Source organism: Staphylococcus delphini, from assembly GCF_900636325.1.
GTDB classification, from domain to species: domain Bacteria; phylum Bacillota; class Bacilli; order Staphylococcales; family Staphylococcaceae; genus Staphylococcus; species Staphylococcus delphini.
Genome location: NZ_LR134263.1, coordinates 1681913 through 1694574, shown reverse-complemented (window position 1 = coordinate 1694574; position 12662 = coordinate 1681913). Strand labels below are relative to the sequence as shown.

The following is a 12662-nucleotide window of genomic DNA, read 5'->3' as shown; positions in this document are numbered from 1 at the left end:
GAAAGCCAGTTAACACAAAATATTTTTTACTGCGCCCATACGTAATCTCTAAATCATATTTTTTATATTTTTTCATACCATTAATTTTATTGATTGGATATATTTCTTTTAAAAATCCACTTGATAAGGAAATAAAATATAAATTTTCTGTTGTCAAAATTATGATGCTAGACTAAGAAACGGACACGGTAAATTGATAGGAATTTCATGTATAATAAAAGAAATCAATTTATAGGAGTGTCAGTGATGGCGAGAAGAAAATACGATCATAGCTTTAAAATGGAAGCAATTCAATTAGTCGAATCAGGGAGACGTGCCTCAGAAGTTTCTAGAGATCTAGATATTCCTATTCAAACGTTAACAAGATGGCTGAGTATATACCGTAAAGACGGTGAAAAAGGTTTTGTCGGTAGCGGTAAACGTACGTCAAATAAACAAGCAGAAGCAGATTTAGAAAAGCGATTAAGAGATTTAGAAGAAGAGAATAAAATCTTAAAAAAGGCTATGCACATCTTTGCCAAAGACCAGAAGTAATATACAGGTTTATTTATGAACACCGACATGAATTTCGTGTTGTGAAGATGTGCCAAGTCCTTGGTGTTTCGAAAAGTGGTTATTATGATTGGAAAAATCGCAAGCCAAGTGCGCGTATAGTAAAACGTGATGGTTTGAAGAAGCATATTTATCAAATTTATATTAAGAGTCAAAAGCGATACGGAAGCCCCAAAATCACACAAATACTGAGGAGTCATGGCCATACTGTAACACAAAGAACTGTCAGTAGATTGATGAAGGAGCTCGGTATAAGGTCTATCACAAAAAAGAAATACAAGGCAACGACCCATTCAAAGCATCATCTTCCTGTCTACCCTAATTTATTGAATCAACAGTTTAAAGTATCACAACTTGGCAGTGTTTGGGTGGCTGACATCACGTATGTATACACAAAAGAAGGATGGCTCTATTTAGCTACAGTCATGGACTTGTTTTCTCGTAGAATCATTGGCTGGGCGATGGCAGCTCGTATGACAAAAGAACTTGTGATGTCAGCTTTAAACAAAGCGTATACAATTCAAGAACCTAAAGAGGGATTAATCCATCACTCAGATCGAGGAAGTCAATATGCCTCAATAGAATATCAAAATTTACTACGTGAAAAAGGGATTCAGAGCAGCATGAGTCGTAAAGGAAACTGTTACGACAACGCATGTATAGAATCTTTTCATAGTATCATCAAAAAGGAATTGATACATCATCAGAACTATAAAACCAGAAATGAAGCGATGTTTAGCATTGTGGAGTATATCCTTACTTTTTACAATTCCAAAAGAGTGCATTCAACGTTAAATTATATGAGCCCCATTGAATTTGAGAAGAAATACGCAACAAAATAACCTAGCTCAGAATGTACTTTTTGATTTTTAAAAGTACATGATGGGCTAGGCTAGCAAGCGAAGCGCGGTAGAATTCTCTTTTTTCTGTGTCCGTATTCTTGACATAGATCCATTAAAATACCATGTGTGTTGAGATCTTTTTTAACATAAAAATTTGTACTACCTTTATAGTGAAACTTCTTCCCCGCGTAACAACTTACAGCACTAATAACTTGTTCACTTTCATTTTTAATTTTTGAGTAATATGCTGATTCTTGACTATTGGTAACCCTTTTATCTATATCTGGGACGCCAAAGAGTTTAATCGATAGTTTATCGTTTTCAAGTTGAATCTGGTTATTCGTAGATTTTTTTTCTTTTCTGGATGTATTGTTGATGTGAGGAATTACTTTTTTATCTTTTTCAATCAGCTGATATTTAGTGAGTATAACAATAGAAAATGCAAATGCTATTACGCTTGCACCATTGTTAACTATACCTAAAAAACTTGAAATTAAAATAACCCATATAATCCAATTATAAGTATTTTTCATAAATTATTCCCCCTAACATAATACTATAAATATAAAGTTTATGACAATATTTTTGGTTTATTCATGTATTTTAAAGTAATTTTACTGAGTGCTTGAAACAACTAGACGATTGACATTGCCGTGTTCATTAAGAACGAGTGTGACATAGTAATCTTTATTCAAAGACTTTGAATGATATTTTTGTTCAGTGTCTGATATATTCGACACAAACTCAGCATCTTTTGCCATATAATCTTTTGCATGCTCATTCAATAAGTTTTTGTCTAAATTTTTATCGAGTGGTAGTTTCGAGAAGCCTTTTTCAGCTTGTAAGATTTCGTCGTTGTCACCAAGAATATAAGTCATGTTATCAACAACGACAACCTGATTATTATCATGTGGGGCAGTTAATTTTCCGTAAACTGTATCATCTTCGGGAGTCACTTCATTTTTTTCAACAGTTGAATTAACTTTTGTATTATCATTTTTAACATCTTCTTTGGCTGATTCTTTTTCTTCTTTAATTGACGTTTTCTCGTCTTTTTTTGAATTGGCTTCAGTTTTTGGATTTGTATCTTCACTATTATCCTCGTCTGAGTTTCCAAAGAGAGCGCTGCATCCACTAAATAATAAGATGATTAACAGTACAATACCAAAACAACCAAAACAGCCAAGACAACCAAGACAGCCAAAACAGCCCGAACAACCAGAACTGCTATTTTCTTTCCTTATTGACATGTGCATGTCCTCCTTGAAAGTATTTATATTAAACGCATAAAGTGGTTTAATCAGTTATACTTTGAATAATACTTAGCAGATTAAATGTAATAATGTAATCACCGAAGCTCGTATATAACTCGCCTTTCATTTGATAATTATTCATACTTTATTGTATAAAATCTTAAATTCGCTTTGAAAAATCGGCGATCTCGAGAATGTTAGAGATGCCGTTTTTATAAGCGTCTATTAAGGCTTGGAACGTGATTACTGTTATATTGAAATAATTTAAGTTTGTTACCAAGTGCTGTTATTGATAATAATACTAATTTACAACAATATTCTTTAGTGCACAATGATTTTTCAGAAAATTATAATTAAAGTGACGATACTAAGAAGTGTTAACTACAAAGTGGAAACACATCTTAAATAAACCGTGAATAGCTTATATAAATTGATGCTAATAATAAGCAGTGAATGAGGATTCAAATTAATTCAAAGGACAAAAATTTTAAAATGACTCGGTCTAAAAGGCAAAAATTGACGTAATTTTCCGATGATGTGCGTCTCCTTTCATAACAATCCAGCTAGTGTAATTATACAAACAAGTTTACGAGTTCTCTTTTGGTATTGATGTATACAAATGCGAAGAAGAATCTACTAAAATGATTTTATAATAACTAAACCATTACTTACATTATAAATAGAATACAGAAATTATAATATAAAGATATTTTGACAAATCTGGTAATTAAGTATATAAATAATTTGTTATCTATATAATGAAATTAAATTTAAAAGGAGTAAAACATCATGAAAAAAGCTTTATTTTAAAAAGTTTGTCAGCATTGATTATTTTAAGCTCGGTTGGTGTAGCTAAAAGCGCAGTAAGCATAACACATAACGTAGCGCATGCTTAAGAAAATGTGAAAGAAATTAAAAATGGGAACATTGCACCATATAGCAGTGCAGTTTCCTTTGTGAGAGCTTCTGGATTTTCTGTTGGCTCAAATACAGTTGTTACGAATAAACATGTAGCGAAAAAGTTGAAAATCGGTGATAGAGTATTTGCGCATCCTACTGGAGATAGTGCTAATGGTGGGGTCTATAGTGTAACGAGTAAGGTGGAGTACCCAGGTATAGAGGATGTAGCTGTTGTACATGTTGGAAAAAGTGAAGCAGGGTGGAATTTTGATGACCATACGACAGCATTGCCGTTAGCTAGTAAGGCATATGTTGGAGAAAGGATCTCGGTTATAGGATATCCAAAGCCTTCATTTTATGAATATAAATTGTTTGAATCAACAGGAAAAATCGTTGAAATTCGGAGCTGGCAAGTGACATATGATGCTTATGCCGAGCCAGGAAACTCTGGTAGTGCGATTGTGAATGAAAAGGGTGAAGCAATAGGTATACACTATGCAGGAGATAGAGAAGGCACGCCTGACCCAAAATCTTATGGTATCTACTTTACAAAAGATATTAAAGACTTTATTTATAAGCATATGAAAAATCAATAGAATTATATAATTTCCATATACTTAAACTATAAGAAATTGAATTATTCTGTTCAATGATAAGAGGACGACTACTTGCTTTTAGTCGCCTCTTTTTTTAATGAGCGAGTAGTATATTAAGTGCGCCTAAATCTTGCATCATTTACTTCTCAATCTCGTTCCTACGATTTGTTAAGGGCGTGTTAATTAAAAATGACATTACTAAACTAGACCGTCCAATTTTTATTTTTTTAAATAAGGTGTTATGATGTATATGATTATATGGTTTCGTTAGTGTGGTGCTTTCTGATAATCATATAATTTATCATTGACTATCAAGTAGTGAATGGTCTTTAATAAGCGATTGATACTCGCTATTACGGCAGTCTTGTGGGGTTTCCCATTAGGCTGCTCTCTTAATTTGTAATAATAATCCACAATATGGCTTTGATAATGATTTCTTCCCCTAATAATGTTCATAATGATTAAGTACAATAAACGTCATGCTTTTTTATTTCCTCTTTTATTTGTGAATCTAAAGTAGAAATATATGACGATCATATTGATGATTGCAAAAATGCCAAAACCTCACCCCTCAAATGCTATGATGCGGAAAGCGACAAGCACCAAGCAAGTTCACAACTAGAGCTTAATAATAAAAATAAAAGCAAGTCTTGAAACTATATTTTTAATCATAATGATACACATTCCTTTTATTATTTTTGCATGTATTGAAGACTTGAAGTGATTTTAACATACAATATGAATTGTCTGAAAATCATATAAATTGCACGTCTGTAGATATAGAATTCAATGTTGATAAACACAGTTTTGTTTGTATGGTAAAATGATGAAGCATTCTTTATCAATGGCAATTACTGTTATTAGAATATGAATAGGGGGATGTGCGATGATACTCAAAATATGTTTAATCGTATTAATATTACTGCTACCACAAATCATAAAAGTAGCACGTATTTTACATTTAAAACATTTAGGCTATAAATATATTGGTCACTATCAATGTGAAAAAATTGGGGATAAAAAGTACAAATGGTATGAATGGTTAAGATAAAGCAGCATACAAGTAATATTGATGTGCGAGTCAAATTGCAGTTATCGCATGTTTAATGCGCCGACATCGATTAACAATTAAATCAGCTTTTAATTGAACACTCCTGATTTTTCATCAGTAAAAGTCAGCGGGTGTTTTTTATTTATTATGTCGAAAAAACGATGGAAATCTAACTTTATGTAAAAATATGATGATAATACGTTAAAATTTTTCGACAAACTATTGTCATAATTATATTAACGCATTATAATATTGAAAATGTCTAATGGAAACCTTTACATATGCGGTATCATCATGTTGTATGCATGTTGATTGATATGGATAAATTATTGTTTTGCTATTTGAGAAAAATAAATGACAATGTGTATACGTTGTGTCATTACAACAAGTAGTCATTTCTCATTTTTACAATATCGTCGAAAAGATAAAATCCTAGCAATATGAAGAAAACGCGATGTCATGTTTTCGTTAGTACAATCAAAAGCATAAACTTTGATGTAAAAACTAAGAAAGGAAAACTACTTAAATAGTAACTTTAATTTCATAGTCTGTGTAAATCAAAGCATATCCTCAATAGAGTTGCATGAGGCGCATGTTCAACGTGATTTTACAAAAAGTCATGATTCATACAGCTGGAATTTAAAGGTTTGAGTAGTCAGGCATCGATATGACAATAATTTTTGCACACAGAGGTTTGTCGAGTAAGGCACCAGAAAATACAGTGACAGCATTTGATTTGGCTCGAAAAGTAGAAGGCGTGAAATGGCTCGAGTTGGATTTAGCGATTACGAAAGACGAGCAGTTAATCATTTTTCACGATGACGATTTAGATCGCACAACAGACACAACAGGAGAAGTGAGCGAAACATTGTATGAAAAAATTGAACATGCTTCATCTGGGAAGTGGTTCGGTCCTGAGTTCAAAGATGAGCGGGTGATGACGTTTGAACAGTTGATTGACTTTGCGAATCGTTATCAAATGAATTTGAACATTGAACTTAAAGGGATTACAGGTCCAAATGGGTCGTATCTTAGTGAGCGCATGATTCAATTGTTTAAAGAACAGATTAAGCAATTGGAATCAAACATCGAAGTGCTCATCTCAAGTTTCAACTTTGCGTTACTTAAATTAGCAGAACAACATGTGCCGCAGTATACGAGAGCTGTGTTATTTGAACGCTGTGCTTTTTATCCAGATTGGCGTACCATTGTTGATTTTTGTGGGTCGTCTATTGTGCATTTAGAAGACATCAATTTAACACGTGACGTCGTACAAGAAATTAAATCATCTGGTTACACTTTAAACGTGTGGACAGTCAATGATAAAGATCGTGCGAATACACTGTTCAATTGGGGCGTAGATGGCATTTTTACAGACTGTGCAGACGATTTAATTCATTTACAAAAAGCATAGAATTGACAACATAATGAAAGGAACATCAGTATGCAAAAAATACTTGATAAACTCAATTTTAAAGACCGTAAAACACTGATTGGATTTTTATCAGTTGTGACGGCAGGACAATTAATCTATTCTAGTTTTGAAGCTTTTAAAGGCACATTTTACAATTTATTGTTAGAAGTTTTGAATGTGAGTAATGCGGAGTTAGGTGCAATTTTTGGATTAATTGGTATCTCAATCTTCTTTTATATTCCAGGAGGTTGGATTAATAACCGTTTCTCCATCAAATCAATCTTAATTGTCGGTTTATTGATTCGTTTTATTACAATTTCTGTCATTATTTTCTTCAGCCCGACATTCCAAGTGCTGAAAATTATTGCGATTATTTGGGGGATTGTGGACTCATTTTTCTGGCCAGCCGTACTTAATGGTGTCATCTTTTTCACGGATCAAAGTAAGCGCGGTATGGGATTTGGTCTATTAGAATCAGTTCGTCGTGCAGAAGAGATGCTCATGAACTTACTCATCGTCGGAATTATGTCTTTAGTCAGTGGTATTGTTGTCTTCAAAGGTGGGATGTTGGCATATAACTTGCTTATCATTCCATTGATTTTACTTATTATTAAATATGTCCCTAAAAACGGGATTGCTGCAATGGATGAAGAAGAAAAAACTGAAATTACTGGAAATAAATCTTTAGAGGCATTAAAAGGGTTATTTTATGTGTTATTGAAACCAAAAGTATGGCTAGCATCAATCAGTGCGATGTCTATTTACTGGGGTTATATCATTTTGATTTACAGTGTCCCTTATTTACAAAAAACTTTTGATTTATCGACAACACAAACGGCGCTATTTGGTATTTTCAACACAGGTTTAATGGGTGTGCTGATGGGTGTGTCAGCAGGGATTATTTCTGACTATGTGTTCAAATCATCGTCTAAAATGATTTTCGCAGCGTTATTGTTATCATCACTCATTTTATTAGGTGTTGTATTTATTAAAGGTAGTCTGTTTGTCAGCATGGCCTTGTTAATTGCATTTTCAGTTACGACATTTTTAGCGAAAAGTGTCATCCTTGCGCCAATTGCTGAATTCGATATTCCTAAAAAGTATGCTGGTTCTGCGATGAGTGTCGGTTCGTTCGCTGCTTATGCGCCGATATTCTGGGTGTATACAATGAACGGGAAGTTACTCGATGCCCATCAAGATAACGTCATTGAAGCATACCGAATTATTTTTGAAATTGGTATTGTGGTCGCGTTTTTAGGTAGTGTGTGTACATTGATTTTACTCATGTTAAATCGCAAATCAAAACGTGAAGTTACTGAATAAGAGAAATCGTATAACAAAACGAGTTGGAGTTATTCTGACTCGTTTTTTACTTGAAGAAAAGTGTGTTTATACTGAAATTGAGATATAATCAAATTATATTTCGAACTGTTCAAATGTCATGTCAATGCGCAGTTGGAAATGATGAAAGAGAGTGATTTGATTGTTAACATTAAAATTCATCAGTATAAGTGAGGACAGTGTCACCTACCATTTTTATCCAGAAAATCATTTTGAATCAGCGCCAGGACATATCACAGTCCGACTTTCTGACTTAAAATGTATTAAAGCGAAAAAAGCAGATCCAGATGAAAATATATGGTACCTTGAGCATGCACTTACAAGAGTGAGAGAAAACATTAAAGAAAATCACTTTCCTGAATCAGAAGTTGTTGCATGGTATTAAGAAAAGTACCATTTGCTATTTTCTGAATTTTATACCTATCATGAACTATCAAATACGAAAAAAACGAGGATTAGAACTATGTTTAAACAACCTAAGCTCATTATTTTTGATTTAGATAATACGTTATATGCGTTTGATGCATTATGGCAAGAGGCAAACAAAGCAACTTTTGAATCATATGAACAGTTTAAAGGTATGGATTATGCTGAATTTCTTCCACTTTATCAAAAATATGATCAGCATTTTTGGAAGCAACATGATTCTGGGCAAATCAGTTTAGACGAGTTAAGACGTCTGCGATTGATTGAAACATTAAAGCATTATGATATCGACGTGACGCATGAAGAGGCACAAGCGTATTTTGAGCGATTTTTTAGTTTATTATTGTCTAAAATAACGGTGAATGAAAAAATGAATGTGCTGTTGAACGATTTAAAGGCACGTGTTGAAATTGCGATTTTAACAAATGGAAAATTAACTGAACAAAGGACAAAAATTGAAAACTTGCAGCTGAATACGATTTTTAATGACAATATTTTTATTTCTGAAGTAATGGGGGTTGAAAAACCTGATGTTCAGGCTTTTTTAAAGGTGACGGATACTTTAAAAGTTTTGCCAGAAGAAGTGTTGATGATAGGAGATTCATGGACAAATGATGTAGAAGGCAGCTTGAATGTGGGCATGTCTGTGATTTGGTATAACCCATCACATGTGGACAAGCAATGCTTAGAAAGTAACAAATTACGGATTTTTAATGGTGAAATTGAGCAATTACTGGAAAAGTTGATAATAAGCTTTGAAGCGGGTAGCAGTAGGTTGAACGTTTAGTTTTACAAGAATAGCGTGTGAATGCATGGCGCTCGATGTTAAATCGATATGTCGAATAGATGGCAACATATTGATGCAAAATTGAATTTGTATTTTTGAAAAGCGTCAGTGAGAATATCATCGCACAAGAAAAATGCATATTAAAAAAGGAATGGATGTCATATAAATATAAAAGATGGTGGTGGTTAAATCGTTGGGATACGAGTGATGAATCAGGCTGGAATATCAAAATGGTTATTCCAGCCGTATCACCCTTGCAATAAATTAATTTATTTCACATGCATACAAATCTTTATCGCGGTCTAGGTGAGCAGCATAATCGGGATGATCACTTGGCACACCTTTCGGATAATCTTGATGCAATGTCGTACAATTTGGATATGATTTTAAGCTTACGATAGGGCTGCATGGCTATGTTTAGTTGATGTCTTGCTTTCAGTACGGATGCTGGTTGTTGCGCTTTGTTTTGCTGTAACATCCGCTGTAGAAGGTGTCGTAAGAGTAACATCGTTTTCAGTCGCTTCATCAGCCAATGCGGAATTTAAGCTCCAAATACCGCGTTTTGCTTCTTTTGCTTCTTCTTGTGACGCCTCTAATTGACTTAAATATCTTGTATTCGGTGGATAAACGTACCCAACTTTCGCAAGACCTTCGCGTACTAAAATATCATTGAGCATTTCACCATCGACATAAATATAACCTAAATAACGACGATACTTGTCTTGTTTTTGGTCCACATCAAATTCAACTTCTATTTGAGTTGCATTTTGAAGTAATTCTGCAGTTCTGTCTGCTGCCTCTTGGCCAAAAGGTTGCTTGCCGACACGAGGATGTTTGGTTTCAGGTGTATCAATCAATAAAAATCGGAATGTTTCAGTGTGACCACGATATTTAAATTTTGCCGTATCACCATCTACGGCTTTAACGAGTTTTACTGGAATTTTATCTGTTGTGCCGGGTTTGGCCGCTTTAAATGTAGTCTCTGCTGTTGCTTTCATTGGTTCTGTTTGATGAGAAGTGAGAGCATCTACATTTTCATTTTGATTTGTGGTTTGGATAGTTGCTGCTTTTGATGTTTCACTTTTGTTATCAGTAAACTTTGCATCTTCAGTCTTAGTGTGCGCAACTGTCGATGGATCAGACGAGAAAATTGAGATCGCAAAGATAGCCATTGCTACTAATACGAGGATGGTGAACCCACTTTTCCACTTGAAATACCTTTTTGATTGTCTATTCATGTATTTTAGCCTCCTTAAAATATCCCTTAAATATTTGAGCTAAAATCCACTAAAAAATTTTTCATTAAATCCCCAAATTAATAAATTTATTATACTTGCACATTATAGTTTTATCAATATAAACTTTAAAAATGTCAAAAATTTGTAAAACCAAAAATATTTCTTAAATTATTCAAAAGCCACTTTACAATGCAATTTAATCACTTTAACATTTTCCACTTGCATAATATTCATTAAGAGAAAAGTTGCACTTAATTATGATAGTACCCAGAAAGGTGTTTCTTTCCTTGTTGATACAGTCCCTTCTTTAAATAACTTCATATTAAAAAGAAAATCAATCTCTTCATATAATATGAAATAACACTTTATAAATAAGTGATTAAAAAGTGATAGAAGATGTTGATGTTATTCTTTTGTTTTTTGCTTGCCTACTCCGATGCTCAAAAATTTCATTTGAACTTTTTACGTTTATTTTCAAAGTTCAGTAAAGTTTAAAAGGTATTAAATCATTAATTGATTTGATTAATCGGATATATAGACTAACGATGAAAACTAATTAAATACCATGTACAACCTTTATTTAAGCGATTTTATTTGCCTGCTTTTTCATTTACGCAAACATTCCATTCTATAAAATTAATGTATTATTATTAGTAACAAAAACAAATTATGAAAACCATTATATTTAAAACAAGATAAAGTAAAATGTTATATTGCACGCGTGTTAAAAACGTATTATTATCTATTTAATGCAGTGGCAGCAGGTTTAAACCTTATGGAAATCTATTTTATGGGAGTTTTGCAATGACAAGAAAATTTAGGGAATTTAAAAAGAGTTTAATACAGGAAACCGCAAGAGTGAAACTTTACAAGTCAGGCAAAAGTTGGGTAAAGGCGAGCATTAGAGAATTTCAATTTCTCAAAGCACTCGGTCTTTCATTTTTAAGTCATGATATTGTAAAAAATGAAGAAGGAGAAGTCACAGTCGCATTTGGTGAGAAGATCAAACAGCATGCAATACGGACAACCGCCATTGCAGGGGGTATGTTTACGGTTAATATGTTGCACGATCAACAAGCATTTGCTGCATCTGACGCACCACTGACTTCAGAAATTTCAACAAAAAGCCAAACTGTAGGGGATCAAACATCTATTACGATTGAAAAATCAACTTCTGGAGATAGCCAAAGTCAACAAGGTGTAGAGAGCGAACGCAACGTAAATTCAGAAACAACGCGAGTATCAACGCATCAAACTGATGTTGCCTCATCAGAATCAACAAGCCGTCTTTCTGCATCTCAATCAGCGTCGATGTCCACTTCAGATTCAAAATCAGCATCAACATCTGAGTCTGATTCAAAATCAGTATCAGTATCAGCATCAACATCAGCTTCAAACGCTGCTAAAGCTGAATCAGAAAGCAACCAGTCAAACCAAGATGAAACAAGCCAATCTGCAGGCAGTAAATCCGTAAGTAAGTCAACAGAAAAAGATACAAAAGTGGTGTCACAACAGCATCAAGCAAGTGCAGTAGTCCAAAATATTTCGAGTACTTCTATCGATAGTCGTACAAATTATCGCAATGATTCATTGAGCCAGATTAAAGATGAAGCTAAAAACGAATCGTTAACACAATCACCATTCTCTGCGACTCAAAGTCCAGATTCAGCAGTACAACGTGTGAATATCCAACCACGCTCTGCGCAAGGGTATTCAGGTTTTAGAGCTGCCGGAGATTCTACAGGTAATAACAATGTAGTCCGTAGGAACCACAGTTATTTACATGAACTTTTACCAGTCACAGAAAAATTTAATACATCTAAAGTCTTTGTAAATAAAGGGTATATTAGTAAGGGTATTTATAAGGGTTCCTATGATATATATTCTAAAACGGTCGTTTACAGTGATGGCAAACAGATGGATATTTTTAACTTAATTACGCAAGATAATCCGAATACGCCACAGCATGAAAAGCCAGCTTGGATTGGTAGTGATAAACGATATATATATAACGTTTGGGATGTCAATAATGATAGGGGCAAGTTGCAACTCGGTGATGGATTTGGTAAACCAACTGTTTATCAAGGTGTATGGGGTAATCCAAAAAACGAGTGGGTTGTTGGAAAGAGCAAAAAAACGTTAAGTGGAGATGCTACTAGGGGATATTACTGGGAAAAAGGGGCTTTAACTAAAACGCACTCAGAAAATGCATATGGTATTGCGGTGTGGATTCAGGTCCCTATTAAGAATCCGAAAGGAAAT

At 33.8% G+C, this 12662-nt stretch carries 11 protein-coding genes and 3 pseudogenes; 8 read left to right on the top strand and 6 right to left on the bottom strand.

The genetic code is table 11. The features are described from left to right. Positions 1-246 precede the first annotated feature (246 nt). Positions 247-1394, top strand: a pseudogene (locus EL101_RS08040) (IS3 family transposase). 50 nt (positions 1395-1444) lie between these two features. Here EL101_RS08040 and EL101_RS08035 read toward each other — a convergent pair. Beyond that, complete coding sequence (locus EL101_RS08035) at positions 1445-1927, bottom strand: hypothetical protein (protein ID WP_096598719.1); 483 nt, start codon at positions 1925-1927, stop codon at positions 1445-1447. An 81-nt stretch (positions 1928-2008) separates the two neighbouring features. Then, positions 2009-2644, bottom strand: coding sequence for a heterocycloanthracin/sonorensin family bacteriocin (locus tag EL101_RS08030; protein ID WP_096598717.1), 636 nt, complete (start codon positions 2642-2644; stop codon positions 2009-2011). Positions 2645-3549: 905 nt separating this feature from the next. On the opposite strand from EL101_RS08030, the gene EL101_RS08025 reads away from it, so the two are divergent. Next, complete coding sequence (locus EL101_RS08025) at positions 3550-4143, top strand: trypsin-like serine peptidase (protein WP_096598715.1); 594 nt, start codon at positions 3550-3552, stop codon at positions 4141-4143. Positions 4144-4410: 267 nt separating this feature from the next. Here the strand turns inward: EL101_RS08025 and EL101_RS08020 are convergent. After that, positions 4411-4647, bottom strand: a pseudogene (locus EL101_RS08020) (IS110 family transposase); the annotation flags it as partial. Positions 4648-5029: 382 nt separating this feature from the next. On the opposite strand from EL101_RS08020, the gene EL101_RS13280 reads away from it, so the two are divergent. From EL101_RS13280 to EL101_RS08000, 5 genes are all read left to right on the top strand, one after another. Next, positions 5030-5194, top strand: coding sequence for a hypothetical protein (locus tag EL101_RS13280; protein ID WP_164715579.1), 165 nt, complete (start codon positions 5030-5032; stop codon positions 5192-5194). A 667-nt stretch (positions 5195-5861) separates the two neighbouring features. Then, on the top strand, positions 5862-6608 hold the full coding sequence (locus tag EL101_RS08015) for a glycerophosphodiester phosphodiesterase family protein (protein WP_096598713.1): 747 nt from the start codon (positions 5862-5864) through the stop codon (positions 6606-6608). Between the two features lie 30 nt (positions 6609-6638). Then, on the top strand, positions 6639-7931 hold the full coding sequence (locus EL101_RS08010; protein WP_096598711.1) for an MFS transporter: 1293 nt from the start codon (positions 6639-6641) through the stop codon (positions 7929-7931). Between the two features lie 160 nt (positions 7932-8091). Next, positions 8092-8334, top strand: a complete 243-nt coding sequence (locus EL101_RS08005) for a hypothetical protein (protein ID WP_096598709.1) — start codon at positions 8092-8094, stop codon at positions 8332-8334. Positions 8335-8412: 78 nt separating this feature from the next. Further along, positions 8413-9162: an HAD family hydrolase gene (locus EL101_RS08000; protein WP_096598707.1), complete on the top strand. Its 750-nt coding sequence runs from the start codon at positions 8413-8415 to the stop codon at positions 9160-9162. A gap of 264 nt (positions 9163-9426) precedes the next feature. On the opposite strand, the gene EL101_RS13505 is transcribed toward EL101_RS08000, so the two are convergent. Beyond that, positions 9427-9501, bottom strand: coding sequence for an excalibur calcium-binding domain-containing protein (locus EL101_RS13505; RefSeq protein WP_240622773.1), 75 nt, complete (start codon positions 9499-9501; stop codon positions 9427-9429). A gap of 53 nt (positions 9502-9554) precedes the next feature. Continuing rightward, the gene (locus tag EL101_RS07990) at positions 9555-10400 is read right to left on the bottom strand and encodes a thermonuclease family protein (protein ID WP_240622772.1); all 846 of its coding nucleotides are present in this window, start codon (positions 10398-10400) and stop codon (positions 9555-9557) included. An 804-nt stretch (positions 10401-11204) separates the two neighbouring features. On the opposite strand from EL101_RS07990, the pseudogene EL101_RS13820 reads away from it, so the two are divergent. Continuing rightward, positions 11205-11300 (top strand): annotated as a pseudogene (locus tag EL101_RS13820) (KxYKxGKxW signal peptide domain-containing protein); the annotation flags it as partial. 398 nt (positions 11301-11698) lie between these two features. On the opposite strand, the gene EL101_RS13695 reads toward EL101_RS13820, so the two are convergent. Next, positions 11699-11824: a hypothetical protein gene (locus EL101_RS13695; protein ID WP_277871232.1), complete on the bottom strand. Its 126-nt coding sequence runs from the start codon at positions 11822-11824 to the stop codon at positions 11699-11701. Positions 11825-12662: the final 838 nt, after the last annotated feature.